Source organism: Rhizobium sp. WCS2018Hpa-16 (assembly GCF_031843705.1).
GTDB classification, from domain to species: Bacteria; Pseudomonadota; Alphaproteobacteria; order Rhizobiales; family Rhizobiaceae; genus Agrobacterium; species Agrobacterium tumefaciens_C.
Genome location: NZ_JAVTIX010000002.1, coordinates 913525 through 932690 on the forward strand (window position 1 = coordinate 913525; position 19166 = coordinate 932690).

Sequence of the window (19166 nt, forward strand, 5' to 3'; positions counted from 1 at the left end):
TGCCGATGCTGGCCCAAGAAAATCGCTTCAAGACCGCAATTCAGCAGGGCAAGCCGCAAATCGGCCTGTGGCTTGATATGGGGGAGGCCATCACAGCCGAAATCGCCGGGACCGCCGGTTTCGACTGGCTCGTGATCGATGGCGAGCACGGGCCGAACGATCTGCGCAGCATCATTGACCAGTTGCGTGCGCTTGCCACATCTCCCGCCGAACCGGTGGTGCGCATTCCCGTTGGCGAAAGTTGGATCATCAAGCAGATGCTGGATGCTGGCGCGCGGACATTGCTGGTGCCGATGGTTGATTCGGCGACTGAAGCTGAAGCACTTGTTTCTGCCATGCACTATCCACCACGCGGGATTCGCGGCATGGGGGCCGTCGTGGCAAGAGCGTCAGGTTTCAATACGATTGATAATTACGCGCAGACAGCATCGGACGGGCTTTGCCTGCTGGTGCAGGCCGAAACGCGTGCAGCGATTGCTGATCTGGACAATATTCTGAAAGTCGATGGGATCGATGGCGTCTTCATCGGCCCGGCAGACCTCGCAGCGGACATGGGCTACTTAGGGAGAATCGATGAGCCAGAGGTGCAGGACGTTATCGAAGCATCGATTTCCAAGATCGTGGCATCCGGCAAGGCCGCCGGCATTCTGACCTTCAACGAGGTCTACAATAAGCGCTACATGGAGCTTGGAGCATCATTCGTGGCCGTCGGGGCTGACGTAACGGAGTTCTCAAGCGCGCTCAAATCGCTTTGCGGCCGATATAAGGGTGGAGCAACCGCAAAGCCTTCATCCTACTGACGGTAGATCAGTCGTCGTTGCTCGCATTCAGCTTGTGCGGCGGTATTCCCTGCTCGCCAGAAAACAGAAAACCCTCGCGCAAAAGCCAGTCTCGCAGCACGCGCTGAATGGCTTCATCGCGATCGATTCTGTTTTCCTGTGCGAACGCCGCCAGAGCTGTTTCGACTTCATCAGTCAGATGCATGATTCACGTCCCGTTCAAAATAAAAATGGGCAAGGAAATCAGATCTCCTTGCCCCATCACAGTTAAACTAGAGCTTAGCGCCAGCGATAAAGGCTGCTGCTCTTATGATCTTTTTCAGCGTTTGCAATGAAATAACCGAGTGCGAAGCCGAGAGCCCCGACGACCGTCAGCACAGATGTGGCCGTGCCGGGGTTTTCCTTCACCGCTTCAACCACGTTGTGGCCCTGAGCGCGCACAGTCTGTGCTGCATTTTGCGCAACGCGCTGAACGCGACCACGCGCTTCATCTGCAAATTCAGACGCTTCGTTAGAAAATGTCCCTGCGCGCGCCGAAACCGACTTGGACAGCGACGAAATCTGCGAGCGAAGCTCTGCGATCTGATTCTCGACTGTGTCTTCTACAACATTCAATTTGGACTGAGCCATCTGAAATCACCTCTTGCTGTTTCCAAGGTGATAACGCGGCGAACAACAAAAACGTTCCGCAGTGCAGCGAATTGATGTGTGAAGATGTCGGGATTTTAAGTTTGATGGCGGAGAGGATGGGATTCGAACCCACGATACGCTTTTGACGTATACTCCCTTAGCAGGGGAGCGCCTTCGACCACTCGGCCACCTCTCCGGTGCCGCCTGAGTATTGCGTAAAAAAAATGAATGCAAGGCCTTTTCTATAAAGAGATGAAAAAGAGCCATTTCATCCCGCATTTTTTGACCCACACACCGGTGCTGCGCATGAATCAGCAAGGATAAGGCAGCAACAGCGGGACCAACGCAGCTGATGTAACTTACGATCAAAGACGTTTAGTCGATTCTCGATGCGCTCTGAGTCGCGGCGCTTCAGGCCGATGCAGTATAAGTGTCAGATTCGAATGCTATTTTTTAAACTCTCATAAACCTTTGTAGTCCCGCCAAGCCGGATTGTGTTCTTTTAGCAACATTTTAAAACGAAGCGGACGGGCAAACCTGTCAGAACCAGTATTGGAGATTGCAAGCGCAGCGGGCTTACGTATTTTCAACAACGGAAGCGCGGCGGTGGATCGTCCGTTTTCAAGAACACGGGACTGGGGCAGGGAATGCTGTTTTGCAGCAAAAGAACCCAGACCCTTTTGAAACTTGACTGGAGGTCAACATGAACATTAAGAGCCTTTTGATCGGCTCCGCTGCAGCTCTCGCAGCAGTATCTGGCGCACAGGCTGCAGACGCAATCGTCGCAGCTGAGCCAGAAGCACTCGAATACGTTCGCGTTTGCGACGCTTTCGGCACAGGCTTCTTCTACATCCCTGGCACCGAAACCTGCCTGAAGTTCGGCGGTTACGTTCGTTTTCAGACCGACTTCGGTCGCGACAAGTCCGGCAGATCTGACTGGGATTCGTTCACACGCGCTCAGTTCGAAGTTGACACACGCACAGACACCGAGCTCGGCGCACTGCGCGGCTTCATCGGCTTCCGTGGCAATGCTGACAACGCTTCTGCTGCGGCAGTTGCTAATTCATCTAACGGCGGTTCTGCTGTATTCGTAGACCAGGCATTCATCGAGCTCGGCGGCCTGAAGGTCGGTAAGTTCTACAGCTGGTGGGATGATGGTCTCTCTGGTGAAGCTGATGAGCTGTCTTCCAATGCTCTGTTCAACTCCATCCGTTACAACTACGACGCTGGTGCGTTCACTGTAGGTCTGTCGGTTGACGAGCTTGAAAACGCTGCAACTCTGTTCGAGCCTGACAACAACGTTGGTGTAGCAGCGAACGCTAGCTTCAAGGTTGGCGGCGTTAAGGCGGCTCTCCTCGGCGGTTACGATGTAGACAACGAAGAAGGCGCTGTTCGCCTGATCGCGACTGCTGAAATCGGTCCTGGCACTCTCGGCCTGGCTGGTGTTTGGGCTTCGGGTTACAACGCTTACTATAACGAATCCGAGTGGGCTGTTGCTGTTGAGTACGCAGTTAAGGCAACTGAAAAGCTGACTATCACTCCTGGCTTCCAGTACTATGGCAAGGCTGAAGCAATCACGATCTCTGATCGCGATTTCGCAGGCGGCGACAAGTGGAAGGCTGGCGTTGCTGCAAAGTACGACATCACCAAGGGTCTGTACGGCATGGTTTCGGTTAACTACGAAGACACTTCCGACTTCGTAGGCGCGCAGGCCAATGACGACCAGGTTTCTGGTTTCGTTCGCCTTCAGCGTACATTCTAATCTGATCTGACTTCGGTTAGTGAAGGAAAGCCCGGCTCTTGAGCCGGGCTTTTTTGTTTTCAGTTCGGTCGGCGCGTACGTTTTAGGCTGGAGGGTCGCATTAATGCCCTGTTAAATGTTTGGCGTCACTGCGGCCAAGTTGTGACGAAGTTGCAACAGCGTCACGACAATGCCTCATAGTGATTGCTAATAAAAATCTTTCCAGATTGCACGAATCTGCCGTTGTGGCTTTAATCACTCCAAGGACAGCAACATTCCCATCCGCTGTTTCCTTCTGATTTGACTTGGAGGTCACCATGAACATTAAGAGCCTTTTGATCGGCTCCGCTGCCGCTCTCGCAGCAGTATCCGGCGCACAGGCTGCAGACGCAATCGTTGCAGCTGAGCCAGAAGCCCTCGAATACGTTCGCGTTTGCGACGCTTTCGGCACAGGCTTCTTCTACATTCCAGGCACAGAAACTTGCCTGAAGTTCGGCGGTTACGTTCGCTTCCAGACAGACTTCGGTCCTGATGAAAAGGGCACGTCTGACTGGGATTCGTTCACGCGCGCTCAGTTCGAAGTTGACACACGCACAGACACCGAACTCGGCGCTCTGCGCGGCTTCATCGGTTTCCGTGGCAATGCCAACGACGGCTCTGCTGGTGACTCTTCCGTATTCGTTGACCAGGCGTTCATCTCGATTGGTGGCTTGACCGTTGGTAAGGTTTACAGCGAGTGGGACAACGATCTGAACGGCGAGACAGACATCCTGTCCTCCAACACACTGTTCAATTCGGTTCGTTACACATACGACGCTGGCTCCTTCAACGCGACCTTGTCTGTTGACGAACTTGAAAACACCTTCTCCACGAGAGACAACAACGTTGGTATTACTGGCGTAGTTGGCGCGAAGTTCGGCGCAGTCACCGCTACGGTCGTCGGCAGCTATGACACCGACCTCGAAGATGGTGCTGTTCGCGGTATCATTTTTGCTGATGTTGGACCTGGCACACTTGGCCTGTCCGGCGTTTGGGCTTCCGGCGTTAACGCTTACTACGGCGTTTCCGAATGGGCTGTTGCAGCAGAATATGCAATCAAGGCAACAGACAAGCTGACGATCACGCCAGCTGCTGAATACATCGGCAACCTTTCTGCTCCTCTCGGCACTGATCCAGCTGCTAACGCTGACTTCTCCAGCAACGACGCATGGACAGCTGGTGTTACTGTTGATTACCAGATCACAGACGGCCTGAAGACAAAGGTTACAGCTAACTACGTTGACGAAGATGCAGCAGACGACCGTGTTGTCGGCTTCGTTCGCCTTCAGCGCGATTTCTAATCTGATTTGACCTTAGGTCATTCAGGAGAGCCCGGCTTTAGAGCCGGGCTTTTTCGTTTTGGGCTATCGGGTTCGTAAACGAAAAAAAGCGCCGTTGGAGCGGCGCTTGCTATAGTCTTTATGGCTCTTCAATTACTCAGAGCGACCGTTTCGCAGGTCGGTGACGATGTCTGCTTTCTGTCCGAGGCGGGTTTTGTAAACCTGGTAGTTCTCCATCACCCGCTGAACATAGTTGCGGGTCTCGGGGAAGGGGATCCGCTCTATCCAGTCAACCACATCATCGATGGGTTTTCCTCGCGGGTCGCCGTAGCGATTGATCCATTCCGGCACGCGCTTTGGGCCAGCATTATAGGCAATGAAGGTCAGAATGTAGGAGCCGCCGAAGCTGTCTATCTGCTCTCCCAGATAATGGGCCCCGAGTGTGGCGTTGTAGCCAGCATCTGTTGTCAGTTTCGCTTGTGTGAAATCCATTCCGTGGCGGCTGGCTACACCTTGCGCGGTGCCCGGCAAGAGCTGAAGCAGGCCGCGAGCATTGGCCGGTGATACGGCTGCGGGGTTGAACGCGCTTTCCTGTCTGGCAATGGCGTAGGCGAGCGCCATGCCGGAGCCGGAAATATTGGCGGTGCCGGGAATGACGCCTAGCGGGTAGGCGAGAGCTGCCGCATCAATCCCTCGGCCAAAGGCAGTTTTCCCGATCTGCAGTGAAACCTGATGGTTGTTGTTCTTCTCAGCGCGTGTGGCGAGAATTGCCAGTTCGCCGGGGCTGTCGATCTGTTCCGCCAATGCGCGGTAAAGGCTGTCCGCCCGCCAACTATAGCCTGCGGCCTCAAGTCGTTCGATGGCGCGTACAGCTTCGCGGGCCGCAAAGTGCTGACGGTCGTCATCGTTTGGCGATGGATAGGTGACATTGATGGTCGTCGCACCTATCCGAGCGGCGGCCAGTTGCCCGTAAAATGTACCCGGAAATGCAGCCGACTTGCTGAAATATTCGCTCGCATTGCCTGGCCCTCCGGCCTCTGTGGCGCGGCCCAGCCAATAATAGGCTCGGGAAGCGGAAAGCGGGCGGTTCGATGTGTCCAGCAGGGCTGTGAAATGCTTTGCCGCGGATATCGGATCCTGCAAGGCACGCAAAGCATACCAACCCGCGTGGAACTCGGCATCGGCAATATCAACGGGTGATGTGGCTGCGTGATGAGAGACGATGTCGTAGGCTTGCGCAAACTGGCCCATATCTGCCAGCCCACGCGCCACAATCCGGCGCTCATTCCACCATTCGCCCGGATTGACGAGTTTTGCCGGATCCTTGGGCGCCTGCGCCAGAAGCTTTGCTGCATCCTCATATTTCTGCTGATGACGCAATTGTTCGATACGCGCAAACAGGAAGGCCGGGTCGTTGCGGGCTGCTCCTTTGATGGCATTCAACGCAGCGGTTGCGTTTTTGCCTCTCTGCAAAACGGCAGCCCATGCCGCGTATAGGTCTTGCGCCTTGCCCAGATCACCGAAGCGTTTGGCTTGGCTGACACGGCTGCGATACATCAGAAAATCCATCCGCGACTTATGTTCGGCGGCGGACAGGAATGTGGGAAACTCCGCGATGATGCGATCTTCAAGGGTGGTATCCATACCCTCGTTGACCCACAGGGACTGGATGAGTTGTTTTGCTCGGGTGCTGTTATCGGTGGCGGTCAAGGCGCGCGCCAGTGCAAGCGTGCCTTCGGGTGTCTCGGGCGCACTCACGCCGAAATAGCTGATGATCTCGGTGGAGGGCGGATTTTCCCGCAGCATGGCGCGTTCGGCATTGGCCCTGAATGTGGTGGTGCCGGGCCAGCCGCTCAACTCTGTTTGCGCCTTTGCAATCTCGCTGGAGGAGACGTCTTTCTGGCCGGACACGGCAATCGCCCATGTCAGAATATGGCGGTCGATGTTTGTCGTGGGCAGGGCGTCGCGGATGGATATGGCGCGCAGGGCATCACGGCGTGATAGCGCATCGAGCCCCGACTTCAGATCAGAAACATCAAGAGGTGCGTTTGGACGAGGAATGGAGCCGGTGACTTCAGGTGACGCAAGCGGAAATTGTACGACCGCTGGCGCATTCGGTTTGACATAGGGAAGGGGAAGAGGTGCACCCTCTTGGGCAGGGCCCGCCCATGCGCTCCAAACGGTTGCCGCGAGACCGGCGGCCATCAGGCCAAAAGCTGCTTTTTTCATTCCACTACTCGTCTTCGTGAAACTGTGGGCTTGCGCCACGGCGGGTTTTCTCTCGCCGATCACGGCAAAAGGATTGTTGGGTTCTTCGGCTCTTCGTCTTGTCGAATTCATGCCTTCCATTAGGTGCTTTCAGCATTAACAGAACCTTAATCCGACCCTGCGTGTACGATCAAATTTCGGTCAGCGAAGGTATTTCGCGCTTCTGCCACCTCATATGATGACGAGGGGGCATCATCGCCAGAGGCTTTGAAACTATTTGCAATTTGAAAGCCAAAAGGCGCTTTTATGCGCTTGTCGGTCGCTTAACCCCACACTAATGTGACATCGTTTTAATCTTGGAATGCGGCTGAAGCATGGACTGGCTCGCCGCAAGGAGTTTTGCATGTTCAAGGGATCCATTCCCGCCCTCATTACGCCGTTCACTGCGCAAGGTGCCGTGGACGAAGCCGCGTTTGCCGCCCATGTGGAGTGGCAGATTGCTGAAGGCAGCAACGGCCTCGTGCCTGTCGGAACCACGGGGGAATCTCCAACCCTGTCCCATGACGAGCATAAGCGCGTCGTTGAACTGTGTGTTGAAATAGCGGGTAAACGGGTTCCGGTCATTGCTGGCGCAGGCTCCAACAACACGCGCGAAGCCATAGAGCTTGGTCTGCATGCGCAGGAAGTGGGCGCCGATGCGCTGCTGGTGGTGACGCCTTACTACAACAAGCCAACGCAGAAGGGCCTCTTCGCGCACTTCTCTGCGATTGCCGAAGCTGTGACACTACCGATCGTGATCTACAACATTCCGCCCCGTTCCGTTGTCGATATGACACCGGAAACTATGGGCGCACTGGTCAAGGCGCATAAAAACATCATCGGTGTGAAGGATGCGACAGGTAAGCTTGATCGCGTATCCGAACAGCGCATTACCTGCGGGACGGACTTCGTACAACTCTCGGGTGAAGATGGCACGGCGCTTGGCTTCAATGCCCATGGTGGTGTTGGCTGTATTTCCGTAACGGCCAATGTTGCACCACGCCTGTGTGCCGAGTTCCAGGCGGCGATGATGGCCGGAAACTATGCGCTTGCGCTGGAGTATCAGGATCGTCTGATGCCGTTGCACAGGGCAATCTTCCTGGAGCCTGGTGTTTGCGGCACGAAATACGCGCTGTCGCGCACCCGCGATGGAAATCGCAAGGTCCGGTCACCGCTGATGGATACACTAGAGCCAGCAACGGAAGCGGCCATCGATGCGGCGCTGAAACATGCAGGCTTGATCAACTGAAGGCATACGGAGGTGCGCTGCTGAAAGCGCACCTTCACTTTTAGCAGTTTGATCACTACATAAGGCCGACCGCAGATGAATGCGGGCGAATGAAACGGATTGAGAAATGGCCCCCAAAGGCAGTCAACGTGTCGTCAACAAGATCGTTGCGGAAAACCGCAAGGCTCGGTTCAATTATGAAATCCTCGATACTTACGAGGCTGGCATCGTTTTGACTGGCACGGAGGTCAAATCCCTGCGCGAGGGAAAGGCAAATATTGCCGAATCCTACGCATCGGATGAGGGCAACGAAATCTGGCTCATCAACTCGCATTTGCCGGAATATTTGCAGGCGAACCGCTTCAACCACGAGCCACGCCGCCGTCGCAAGCTGCTTTTGTCCAAGCGCGAAATCAATCGCATGCGCGTGGGCATTAACCGCGAGGGCATGACGCTCGTGCCGTTGAAAATCTATTTCAACGAAAAGGGCCGTGCGAAGCTTGAGCTTGCAATCGCCAAGGGCAAGAAGCTGCACGACAAGCGCGAGACGGAGAAGGAACGTGACTGGAACCGCCAGAAATCACGTATTCTGAAGGGCAGCGGCGCGAACTGATTTTAGAATGTCTTCATGAATGAGGTTGGGCGATTATTCGCCCAATTCCATGACAAGCGATAGCGGTGCGCGGAATGTCGCGATCAGTCCGCTCGGCGTAAAATTCTTCTCCACGTCACCTGTTCCGGCAATGCCCATGCGAATGAGGCGGGAACCAAAGCCCCTGCGCTCCGGCTCCGCCGCGGGCGGTCCGCCTTTCTCTTCCCATTTGAGGGTGAGAATCGGTTTTTCAGAATCATCCGAGACGTGCCAGCTGATATCCACCTGACCAGCATCGGTGGATAGCGCACCATATTTGATGGCATTCGTGCCAAGTTCATGCAGCAGAAGCGACAGAGACAGACCGGCCTTAGGCCCGAGTGGAACCTCCGGGCCAGACATGATGACCTTTCCATCGCCCGCATGAAGATGCATGACGCGGCCGATGACTTCCCGAAGCCGCGCTGTGGACCATGATTGCTGCAACAGCACATTATGGGCGGAACTGAGCGCCTGGAGCCGGCCATTGAAGGCGGCAACGGCTTCTTTTTCCGTCACGTTTCGCAGCGTCTGCGCAGCAATGGCCTGCACAATCGACAGCGTATTCTTCAAGCGGTGGCTGAGTTCCTGATTGAGAATGCGTTGCTCTGACTCAGCATTGATCCGTGCAATCGCGGCATAGGCACGGTCTGCCACACCCCAGGCGAAATCCAGTTCCAGCTTGCTCCAGAAGCGCGGCTTTGAATCATGCGCAAACAGAATGCCAACCAGTGCGCCGCGATCCACAATCGGCACTTTGACAAAGGAACGAACACCCATGGCGGCATAAGAGCCGGTGTCTTCGTCCAGCCAGCTGGCGGCGTTGATATTCGGCACGGCCAGCGTATCGCCGATCTCGAGCCGACGGATCGTCGCCTGAAAATCACTTAACGTGTGATGGCCTGCAATCGTTTCTGTGCCTGGTGCAAGCCAGTTGAACTCGACAAACAGGCTGTTCGTCGCACTGTTGACCGTCAAATATCCTGCGCGCTTGACGCCAAGGCCATCCGCCAGAATCTCGGATGTGATGCGGGAGATATCTTCCACGGTCTTGCCCGCACGCAACCTGTCACCCAAGGTCAGCAATGAGGCAATGCGGGCATCCTTGCGTTTTGAATCGGTAATGTCGATCACAACGCCGATCATCTTCACCGGCACGCCGCGATCATCCATGATGAACTGCGCACGGCGCGCCACCCAACGCACACGCTGGTCATTCCCGCGCCGGACACGATACTCAACGCTGAGCGGCGCCATGGCTGTATTGCGGTTGGTCGTGTCGGATGCTGTCTTTCGGTCGGCATCGATAATCAGATTCTGAAACACGGAAGCGTGATAGTTGGGCTGTTCAGGCACGCCAAAAATGCGGCAGAACTCGTCCGAGACAATCATCTCGTCCGTCGCAATATCGATTTCGAATATGCCGATCTGACCGGCGTCATGGGCCGCTTTCGAGCGGGCATCCTTGACGCGGAGCTCCTCGTTTTTCGCGCCCACCCGGCTGACACGCAGTTGCCGCCGCGCCGAAAGGCGTCGCTCGAGCGTGAGGTCATACGACATTGTCTGAAGCGTGCGGCGCAATTCGAGATGTGACATGACCTGCCGCGCAAGGCCCTCTAACGCAGCTTTTTGCGCATTTGTCAGCTGCTTTGGCTCATGTCCAAGCACGCAAACCGTGCCTATGGGAAGGCCATCATCCGACTTCAAAAGCACGCCGGCGTAAAACCGAATATGGGGCGTTCCCGTAACAAGCGGGTTGTTCTCAAAACGCGGGTCTTTGGTCGCGTCGGGAACGATCAGAAAGTCATTTTCAAGAATGGCTCGCGCACAGAAGGAGGTATCCAGCGGCGTCTCACGCACGCCCAGACCAACCTCCGCCTTGAAAAACTGCCGGTCTTCACCAATCAAGTTGATGACAGAGATGGGCGTGTCGCAAATCGTGGATGCCAGCAGCGCCAAGTCATCGAAATCCTGCTCGCGCGGCGTATCAAGGACGTTGTAGCTATCCAATGCGGCCAAACGGCGCTGTTCTTTAGAAGCAAGACCTTCCATGGGACCTTAATAAAATAAAATGCAATTTTGCGTCGGCTCGATGCGCCCGCTCTCCGCTTCATTTGTTACATTAATTCATTCATTAACATAAGAAAAAAAACGTTTTGCTCACGTTTTGTGCTTGGTTTCTGACAAGATCCGCCAGCAGGCGTGCCTGAAACGCAAAAACGCCCATGCGGTGTACGAATACCGCATGGGCGCTTGGTGATATCTCTCCGAAAATTGCGTGCCAATCAGGCGGCGCGATAGGTCGGTTGCTGGTGGCGCACTGCGGCCTTCACATTGAACCGGCTGATCAGCGCTGCAAGATTGTTGCTGACATCGTTCAAGCCGTGTGTCGCCGCATTGGTTTCCTCAACCATAGCGGCGTTCTGCTGCGTTAACTGGTCCATGCTGCTGATAGCGGAGTTGATTTGATGAATGCCAACGGCCTGTTCCTGAACCGCGAGCGTGATCGCGCCGATATGTTCCTGGATGTGATCGACTTTGCCTCCGATGGAGTTCAGCGCCTCGCCAGTGCGGTTCACCAGTGAAACACCATTCGACACGTCCTGCGAAGACCTATCGATCAGCGTTCGGATTTCCTTGGCGGCATTGGCTGAGCGAAGGGCAAGCTCCCGGACTTCCTGCGCCACCACGGCAAAGCCCTTGCCTGCTTCTCCAGCGCGCGCGGCCTCGACGCCCGCATTCAGCGCGAGCAGGTTGGTCTGAAACGCAATTTCGTCGATGACACCGACGATTTGCGCAATCTTTTGCGATGATTGCTCAATGGCGCTCATCGCTTCCACGGCTTCGGTTACGATGTGGCGCGAGCGCACGGCTTCCTCAGCCGAACTCGTCACGATTTCCTTTGCCAGCTCTGTGCGCTGCGCTGACTGCTTGGAAATATTGGTGATCTGATCCAGTGCGGCAGCGGTCTGTTCCAGCGAAGCTGCCTGCTGCTCCGTGCGGCGTGCCATATCATCCGTGGATCCCGTCAGTTCCCGCGTGTTTTCCGAGATTTTGTGCGATTCTTCGATAATTTCGGAAAATGCGCCAGAAAGCTTGCTGAGCGCAGAGTTGAAGTTGTTTTTCAGCGCGTCAAATTCTTCTGGCAAGACGCTGTCGAGGCGAGGGGTCATATCGCCCTGAGCGACGAGGTTCAAAGCAGAATTCAGAAGCGAAAGAACCTGCTCCTGTTCCTGCTTCATGCGCTGCTGCTCAAATTCGATTTTGGTCCGCTCTTCGGCAAGTGCATCAAGGTAGACCGAAACAGAGTAGTCGATATCCAGAAGCGCGGCCTTGACGGCGATGGAAATGTCTCTGGCGACTTTCTTGCCCTTGTTCTTGACCATGAAGCTCTGAAACTGGGACTCGACGACGGATGTGATGATCCCCTCCAGAATGAGGGCGTAGCCGCCAATATACCAACGCGGCTCAAGGCCGAGACGGGCATGGGTGCGACCAATGGCGGTCACGGCTTCGGTGTATTGACTATCATAGACTCCCGAAGCGATGGTTTCCCAGTGCTTGATCTGCATGGCTTTGGCGTGCTGAATATGGGCGTCGCTATCAAAGAATTTTGCCGTCGCAGGCACAGCTTTCGCTTTTTTGTAAAAAGTGTTCAGCGAGGCATCAAGGGAGGCGGATATTGCGGGCTTCAGCGCGGCGAGGTCTCGTTTCTCTTCTGAGCCAAGTCCCAGAAACTCAAGCCGCTCCGCTAGCTGCAGTCCGTCTTGCTGTCGATTCATTCGCTAAACCCCTAATCAAAAATACACGAACCCCATCGTGCCAACCTTGATGTAAAGTAGCGTTTCTTGCTTAATGAAGTGCTAAATTTAGAATGCTTGCGTTAAGTCCTAGGACAGAACAAAAAACGCGCACCTCGGTAAGGCGCGCGTTTTAATACTGCTAGGGTGTGAACGCTTACTCGACGGTTTCAGCCGTTTCCACCACGCGGTGGGTCCGTTCACTCGGATCGCGACCAATCTCTGCTTTCAGAGATAGCAGGTCAATGAAGTGATCGGCCTGACGGCGCAGATCATCCGCAATCATCGGCGGCTGCGTCGACATGGTCGAAACAACCGAAACCTTGCGGCCACGGCGCTGGATGGCGTCCACAAGCGTCGTGAAATCGCCGTCGCCGGAAAACAGCACCAGATGGTCCACAGTCTCGGATTGCTCCATGGCATCGACGGCAAGTTCGATATCCATATTGCCCTTGATCTTGCGGCGGCCCATAGCGTCGGTAAATTCTTTGGCGGGCTTTGTCACAACCTTGTAACCATTATAGTCCAACCAATCGATCAGCGGTCGAATGGAGGAATATTCCTGATCCTCTATGAGGGCCGTGTAATAATAAGCGCGGAGCAAATAGCCGCGCTTCTGGAATGCTTTCAAAAGCTTGCGGTAATCAATATCGAAACCAAGGCTTTTCGAAGCGGCGTAGAGATTGGCGCCGTCAATAAAAAGCGCAATTTTCTCGCGTGGGTCGAACATAAAAATCAAATCCTTCCTCGGCTACCGAGTCGCTAATAGTGTCCGCAGTAATGTTTGAGCAAATATGCGCACGTCGTTTTGTACATTATCAACCATTCATATAAGCGTCATTAGTCATCAGTCCAGCCCTAAAGCCAGAATTATGTGTAAAGTTTAATCTATCAAGCCTAAAATAAGGTGCGGGCTGCCAGGTAAACAGGCAGTTGAGGAAAAACTTGAAATCTTTGGCCAATGCCTGTATCGGAACGGGTAATCCGCGACATTAAGACCGCAAAGGACAGGCAATGGCCCGTGTCACCGTAGAAGATTGCATTGATAAAGTAGACAACCGTTTCGAACTGGTTTTGCTGGCCAGCCATCGTGCGCGCCAGATTTCGCAGGGGTCGCAGATCACGATTGATCGTGACAACGACAAGAATCCTGTCGTTGCATTGCGCGAAATTGCTGATGAAACGCTGTCTCCAGACGACCTGAAGGAAGACCTGATCCACTCGCTGCAGAAGCATGTTGAAGTGGACGAGCCAGAGCCCGATCCAGTCACGATCGCAGCTTCTGCTGGCGATTCTGACGATGATGATGCACCTGAAAGCGTCAACTTTGACCAGATGTCGGAAGAAGACCTTCTTGCTGGTATCGAAGGCCTTGTGCCACCCGAAAAGAACGACGACTATTGATTTTATGGAATCGTAACCGGCACGATACCAACGGTTACGCTCTTTAAAGATTTGTCGTCATAATCTGAACGCAGATTATGCAGCATTGTGCGCCCGTCTAACGATTGGCGCGCTTTCTTTTTCCGGGGCATCCCATACATGATGCGACAGTACGAACTCGTTGAACGGGTTCAAAAATACAAGCCTGAAGCAAACGAAGCCTTGCTGAACAAGGCCTATGTCTATGCCATGCAGAAGCATGGCCAGCAAAAGCGCGCCAATGGCGACCCCTACATTTCGCATCCGCTGGAAGTTGCGGCGATTCTGACCGAGATGCATCTCGACGAATCGACCATCGCCGTCGCTTTGCTGCATGATACAATTGAAGACACGAGCGCCACCCGCGCCGAGATCGATGATCTCTTCGGTGAAGACATTGGACGGCTGGTGGAAGGGCTGACCAAGCTCAAGAAGCTTGACCTCGTGACCAAGAAGGCCAAACAGGCCGAGAATCTGCGCAAGCTTCTGCTGGCGATTTCCGATGACGTGCGCGTTCTTCTGGTGAAGCTGGCTGACCGGCTCCACAATATGCGCACCATGGAGCATATGCCCGAGGACAAGCGCAGCCGGATTTCCGAAGAGACGATGGAAATCTATGCGCCGCTTGCCGGGCGCATGGGCATGCAGGACATGCGCGACGAGCTGGAAGACCTTTCGTTTCGCTACCTCAACCCGGAAGCCTTCGAGACGGTGACCAAGCGTCTGCAGTCTCTCGAAGAGCAGAATCAGGGTCTCGTCAAAAAGATTGAAGACGAATTGCGTGAGTTGCTGCTCGCCAATGGCATTCAGGGCGCTTACGTCAAGGGACGGCAGAAGAAGCCGCACTCCGTTTTCCGCAAGATGCAATCGAAGTCGCTGTCTTTCGAGCAGCTTTCCGATGTCTATGGCTTCCGCATTCTGGTGCAGGATCTGCCGTCCTGCTATCGGGCGCTCGGCATTGTCCACACCCGCTGGCGCGTCGTGCCGGGCCGGTTCAAGGACTATATCTCGACGCCGAAGCAGAACGACTACCGTTCCATCCACACCACAATTGTCGGGCCGTCACGTCAGCGTATTGAATTGCAGATCCGCACCAAGCGCATGCATGAAATCGCCGAATACGGCATTGCCGCGCATTCGCTCTACAAGGATGGTGAAATCCGTGACGGGGATGTCCTCTCGCCGGAATCCAACGCCTATTCGTGGCTACGCCACACGATTGAAGCCCTTGCGGACGGCGACAGCCCTGAAGAGTTTCTGGAGCACACCAAGCTCGAACTGTTTCAGGATCAGGTCTTCTGCTTCACGCCTAAGGGCAAGCTGATTGCGCTGCCGCGCGGTGCAACGCCCATCGATTTTGCCTATGCCGTTCACACCAATATTGGTGACACGACCGTGGGCGCGAAGATCAATGGCCGGATCATGCCGCTTGTCACGCGGTTGAACAATGGTGATGAGGTCGAGATCATCAGGTCCGGTGTGCAGGTTCCGCCTGCCGCATGGGAAGAAGTGGTCGTCACCGGCAAGGCGCGCTCCGCTATTCGCCGCGCCACCCGCATGGCCATTCGCAAGCAATATGCCGGTCTCGGCTACCGCATTCTTGAGCGCACCTTTGAGCGTGCCGGCAAGCCGTTCTCGCGGGAAGGGCTGAAGCCTGTGCTGCATCGGCTGGCGCAGAAGGACGTAGAGGACGCAATTGCCGCTGTTGGCCGTGGCGAAGTGTCATCTCTCGATGTGCTGCGCGCCGTCTATCCCGATTATCAGGATGAGCGCGTTACCGTGAAGATGACCGGCGACGATGGCTGGTTCAATATGCGCAGCGCTTCCGGCATGGTCTTCAAGATACCCGGCAAGTCGCGCTCGGTGCTGGAAGATGACGGCGCAACCGAACTGGTTGAGGGTCCTGACCCGCTGCCGATCCGTGGCCTGTCTGATAATGTCGAGGTGCATTTCGGTGCAGCAGGCGCTGTTCCGGGTGATCGCATCGTCGGCATCATGGAAAAAGGCAAGGGCATCACCATTTACCCGATCCAGTCACCGGCGCTACAGCGCTTCGATGACGAACCGGAACGCTGGATCGATGTGCGCTGGGATCTGGATGAGGCGAACAAGTCTCGTTTCATGGCGCGTGTCATGATCAACGCGCTGAATGAGCCAGGCACGCTCGCATCCGTCGCGCAATCCATCGCAACGCTGGACGTGAATATTCGCGGCCTCAATATGGTGCGGATCGGAACCGATTTTTCCGAACTCGCCCTCGACATCGAGGTCTGGGATCTGCGGCAGCTTAACCAGCTCTTGTCGCAGCTGAGTGATCTGGATTGCGTGTCTACGGTCAAACGTGCCTTTGATTGAGGCAGATTTGCCTAATTATTAACTCTTGAGGGCGCCGTTATGCGTTGAGTGCATGGCAGCGCCCTTGTCCTGTCTGTAGTCACAGGCGCCCTTTCGAACTATCTTCACTTCAGAAATTGAAACAGACACGGCGGCCAGCCAAACACGAAAAGATGCTTTGGCCCGCTTGTCTCTGAAAGGAAAAGAAGATGTTTGGACCCCTTCGCAAGATCGCTCGTGCCGTTCGTGGTAAGACAACACAGGAACGCGAATTCGACTACCTCAGCGATTCCGTATCGCGCATCGACCTGGAATTCCGCCAGCGCGAAGTTGATCGCGGCATGTTCCGTCGCTAATACAAAAATGCATACCGGCCATGCCGGTATGGTGCATGTCGGAGCGCGTCATTGATGCGCTCTTGAGGTCAAGCGCGGTTTTGCTCTTGGCGCAAACGAAACGATGCAATAGGTTCTCCATATGCCGTTTCGTCGCCGTAGACCGTTAAGACTTTCTGAAAGAGTGCGCGCCGCCATCTGGCCGCGCATGGGCTTTCTTCGTTTGCTTCGCTATCTCAAGCTAAAGCTGGTGCGGCTTTCTGCCTCGCCATACTCCATTGCCGCTGGTGTGGCGGTTGGTGTCGGGGTGTCATGGACACCCTTCCTCGGCGTTCATATCATCATCGCCATGGTCATTGGTTTTGTTCTCAGAGCCAATCTTGTTGCCGCAGCTTTGGGCACCACCTTTGCAAACCCGCTGACATTTCCGTTGATCTGGGCTTCCACCTGGGAGATCGGTCACGTCATATTGGGGCGTAGCGACCAGACGGCGTCGGCGCATGTGGATTTTGCCACGCTTTTCAGCCACATGAACTTCATGCAGCTCTGGCGCCCCGTGCTGGAGCCAATGACGGTTGGCGCGCTCATTCCTGGCGCTTTCACAGCCATCCTCGCTTATATCAGTGTCTACGCCATTATCCGCAGCGTCAGAACGAAGAAGGATTTGCAGCGTGCTGCCTTGGCCAAACCGTCTCTGGGTGCTGTAAAATGATTATTGGCATGGGCAGCGACCTCATCGATATCAGGCGCATCGAAACATCGATTGAGCGCTTTGGTGATCGCTTCACCCAGCGCTGCTTCACAGACGTCGAGCAGGCGAAATCCGATGGCCGCAAGAACCGTGCAGCGTCCTATGCGAAGCGTTTCGCTGCCAAGGAAGCGTGCTCCAAGGCTCTCGGCACCGGCTTGGCGCAAGGTGTTTTCTGGAAGGACATGGGCGTCGTCAACCTGCCTAGCGGCAAGCCGACAATGAAGCTGACCAATGGCGCGGCAGAGCGTTTGGCCATGCTTTTACCATCGGGACATGAGGCCGTCATTCACCTCACCATCACGGATGAATTTCCCTATGCACAGGCTTTTGTCATCATAGAAGCGTTACCGGTGACGAAATAACGTCTGATTCCACTGCTTCCGCTGGTTTCACACCGCCGTCGGCTATGGAAACGCTTTCCTTTGCCTTGGAAAGGTTCTAGAGAAGTCCGTCGAAATCCAAGAACGAGCAGGCAGGTCTAAGTGTCCGAAAAAGCTGAAAAGAAGCAGAGCGCCCTTTGGGAAAACGTCAAGGTCATCGTGCAGGCATTGCTGCTGGCGATGGTCATCCGCACGGTGCTGTTCCAGCCTTTCACCATTCCGTCGGGCTCGATGATGCCGACCTTGCTGGTTGGAGATTACCTGTTCGTCAACAAGTTCTCCTACGGCTATTCGAAATATTCCCTGCCGTTTTCTCCCGACCTGTTCTCGGGCCGTATCATGCAGTTCAGCGAGCCTAAGCGTGGCGACGTCGTCGTGTTCCGCCTGCCGCCGAACCCGCAGGTGGATTACATCAAGCGGCTTGTTGGTTTGCCTGGAGACCGTGTTCAGGTCACGAACGGCGTGCTCTTCATCAACGGCACTGCTGTTCCTAAGCAGCCGGATGGCGTGTTCACCTCTGATTACCGTGCCGATCCCGGCGCTAATGTTCCTGTTTTCCGCGAAACGCTGGATAATGGTGTGAACTTCGACACGCTGGATCAATCGCCTGATTCACGCGGCGACAACACCCGCGAATTCATCGTGCCGGAAGGCCATTACTTCATGATGGGCGACAACCGCGACAATTCGCTGGATAGCCGTTTTGATGTCGGCTTCGTGCCCGCCGAAAACCTGATTGGCCGCGCAAGCGTCATCTTCTTCTCTCTTGGCAATGACACGCCATTCAGCCGTGTTTGGGATTGGCCCGCCAACATGCGTTGGGACCGCCTTTTCAAGGTTGTTCAATGAGCAAGGTAAAGCCGCTTTCGACGGAGGAGATCAATCGTCTGGAAGCCCTTATCGGGTATCAGTTCAAGGAAAAGGCCCGGCTTGACCGGGCCTTGACCCATGCAAGCGCCAATGCCGGAAAGAGCGGCAATTATGAGCGGCTCGAATTTCTGGGCGACCGTGTGCTGGGCCTGTGCGTTGCCGAACTGCTGTTCACGACATTTCGCACGGCAACCGAAGGCGAATTGTCTGTTCGCCTGAACCAGCTTGTCAGCGCAGAATCCTGCGCGGCCATTGCCGATGAGATGGGGCTGCATGTGTTCATTCGCACTGGTGCCGATGTCAAGAAACTGACCGGCAAGGCCATGCTCAATGTACGTGCCGATGTGGTGGAAAGCCTGATTGCGGCCATCTATATCGATGGCGGACTGGAGGCGGGACGCCAGTTCATTTTGAAATACTGGAACGAGCGCGCCACACGCCTGGATGCCGGGCGGCGCGACGCCAAGACCGAATTGCAGGAATGGGCACACGCAAAATTTGCGGCGACACCCCTTTACAGGATTGACGATCGCACCGGACCGGACCACGATCCAAGCTTCACGGTGACGGTCGTGGTGCCCGGCGTAGCGCCCGAAACGGGTGTTGATCGCTCCAAGCGCGCCGCAGAGCAGGTGGCCGCGACGAAATTATTGGAACGCGAAGGCGTTTGGCAGAAAACCGCTGCCGCAAACTGATTGG

Annotated in this window: 18 protein-coding genes and 1 tRNA gene; 12 read left to right on the forward strand and 7 right to left on the reverse strand. The window is 55.2% G+C overall.

Annotated elements, in window-relative coordinates:
• Positions 1-5: 5 nt before the first annotated feature.
• Complete coding sequence (locus RQI55_RS10505; RefSeq protein WP_243256352.1) at positions 6-800, forward strand: aldolase/citrate lyase family protein; 795 nt, start codon at positions 6-8, stop codon at positions 798-800.
• A gap of 7 nt (positions 801-807) precedes the next feature.
• On the opposite strand, the gene RQI55_RS10510 is transcribed toward RQI55_RS10505, so the two are convergent.
• The 3 genes from RQI55_RS10510 to RQI55_RS10520 form a co-directional block, all read right to left on the reverse strand.
• On the reverse strand, positions 808-984 hold the full coding sequence (locus tag RQI55_RS10510) for a hypothetical protein (RefSeq protein ID WP_192063718.1): 177 nt from the start codon (positions 982-984) through the stop codon (positions 808-810).
• 74 nt (positions 985-1058) lie between these two features.
• Positions 1059-1409 (reverse strand): hypothetical protein, encoded by a 351-nt coding sequence (locus RQI55_RS10515; RefSeq protein ID WP_243256351.1) that lies wholly within the window; start codon positions 1407-1409, stop codon positions 1059-1061.
• 105 nt (positions 1410-1514) lie between these two features.
• Positions 1515-1605, reverse strand: a tRNA-Ser gene (locus tag RQI55_RS10520).
• Positions 1606-2112: 507 nt separating this feature from the next.
• On the opposite strand from RQI55_RS10520, the gene RQI55_RS10525 reads away from it, so the two are divergent.
• Both RQI55_RS10525 and RQI55_RS10530 read left to right on the forward strand, forming a co-directional pair.
• Positions 2113-3171, forward strand: coding sequence for a porin (locus tag RQI55_RS10525; RefSeq protein ID WP_243256350.1), 1059 nt, complete (start codon positions 2113-2115; stop codon positions 3169-3171).
• Between the two features lie 296 nt (positions 3172-3467).
• Positions 3468-4490 (forward strand): porin, encoded by a 1023-nt coding sequence (locus RQI55_RS10530; protein ID WP_243256349.1) that lies wholly within the window; start codon positions 3468-3470, stop codon positions 4488-4490.
• A 132-nt stretch (positions 4491-4622) separates the two neighbouring features.
• On the opposite strand, the gene RQI55_RS10535 is transcribed toward RQI55_RS10530, so the two are convergent.
• Positions 4623-6698 (reverse strand): lytic transglycosylase domain-containing protein, encoded by a 2076-nt coding sequence (locus tag RQI55_RS10535; protein WP_243256348.1) that lies wholly within the window; start codon positions 6696-6698, stop codon positions 4623-4625.
• 382 nt (positions 6699-7080) lie between these two features.
• Here RQI55_RS10535 and dapA point away from each other — a divergent pair, with 382 nt between their 5' ends.
• Both dapA and smpB read left to right on the forward strand, forming a co-directional pair.
• Positions 7081-7965 (forward strand): 4-hydroxy-tetrahydrodipicolinate synthase, encoded by an 885-nt coding sequence (gene dapA, locus RQI55_RS10540; RefSeq protein ID WP_311272538.1) that lies wholly within the window; start codon positions 7081-7083, stop codon positions 7963-7965.
• Positions 7966-8071: 106 nt separating this feature from the next.
• Positions 8072-8557, forward strand: coding sequence for an SsrA-binding protein SmpB (gene smpB, locus RQI55_RS10545; protein ID WP_042618384.1), 486 nt, complete (start codon positions 8072-8074; stop codon positions 8555-8557).
• Between the two features lie 33 nt (positions 8558-8590).
• Here smpB and RQI55_RS10550 read toward each other — a convergent pair whose 3' ends face one another.
• The 3 genes from RQI55_RS10550 to RQI55_RS10560 form a co-directional block, all read right to left on the reverse strand.
• Positions 8591-10627: an HWE histidine kinase domain-containing protein gene (locus RQI55_RS10550; RefSeq protein ID WP_192063724.1), complete on the reverse strand. Its 2037-nt coding sequence runs from the start codon at positions 10625-10627 to the stop codon at positions 8591-8593.
• A 233-nt stretch (positions 10628-10860) separates the two neighbouring features.
• Positions 10861-12357, reverse strand: a complete 1497-nt coding sequence (locus RQI55_RS10555; RefSeq protein ID WP_192063725.1) for a globin-coupled sensor protein — start codon at positions 12355-12357, stop codon at positions 10861-10863.
• 175 nt (positions 12358-12532) lie between these two features.
• Positions 12533-13105 (reverse strand): NYN domain-containing protein, encoded by a 573-nt coding sequence (locus RQI55_RS10560; protein ID WP_042618387.1) that lies wholly within the window; start codon positions 13103-13105, stop codon positions 12533-12535.
• 284 nt (positions 13106-13389) lie between these two features.
• On the opposite strand from RQI55_RS10560, the gene rpoZ reads away from it, so the two are divergent.
• From rpoZ to rnc, 7 genes are all read left to right on the forward strand, one after another.
• Complete coding sequence (gene rpoZ, locus RQI55_RS10565) at positions 13390-13779, forward strand: DNA-directed RNA polymerase subunit omega (protein ID WP_042618388.1); 390 nt, start codon at positions 13390-13392, stop codon at positions 13777-13779.
• A gap of 138 nt (positions 13780-13917) precedes the next feature.
• Positions 13918-16152 (forward strand): bifunctional (p)ppGpp synthetase/guanosine-3',5'-bis(diphosphate) 3'-pyrophosphohydrolase, encoded by a 2235-nt coding sequence (locus RQI55_RS10570; protein WP_042618473.1) that lies wholly within the window; start codon positions 13918-13920, stop codon positions 16150-16152.
• Positions 16153-16340: 188 nt separating this feature from the next.
• Positions 16341-16487, forward strand: coding sequence for a hypothetical protein (locus tag RQI55_RS10575; RefSeq protein ID WP_042618389.1), 147 nt, complete (start codon positions 16341-16343; stop codon positions 16485-16487).
• Between the two features lie 121 nt (positions 16488-16608).
• Positions 16609-17178 carry a DUF2062 domain-containing protein gene (locus tag RQI55_RS10580; RefSeq protein ID WP_243256346.1) on the forward strand — a complete coding sequence of 190 codons (570 nt, stop codon included), beginning with the start codon at positions 16609-16611 and terminating at the stop codon, positions 17176-17178.
• Complete coding sequence (gene acpS, locus RQI55_RS10585; protein ID WP_243256345.1) at positions 17175-17579, forward strand: holo-ACP synthase; 405 nt, start codon at positions 17175-17177, stop codon at positions 17577-17579. Before RQI55_RS10580 ends, acpS begins: the two co-directional genes overlap by 4 nt.
• A 120-nt stretch (positions 17580-17699) precedes the next feature.
• The gene (gene lepB / locus RQI55_RS10590) at positions 17700-18446 is read left to right on the forward strand and encodes a signal peptidase I (RefSeq protein WP_042618392.1); all 747 of its coding nucleotides are present in this window, start codon (positions 17700-17702) and stop codon (positions 18444-18446) included.
• The gene (gene rnc / locus RQI55_RS10595) at positions 18443-19162 is read left to right on the forward strand and encodes a ribonuclease III (protein WP_243256344.1); all 720 of its coding nucleotides are present in this window, start codon (positions 18443-18445) and stop codon (positions 19160-19162) included. Before lepB ends, rnc begins: the two co-directional genes overlap by 4 nt.
• Positions 19163-19166: the final 4 nt, after the last annotated feature.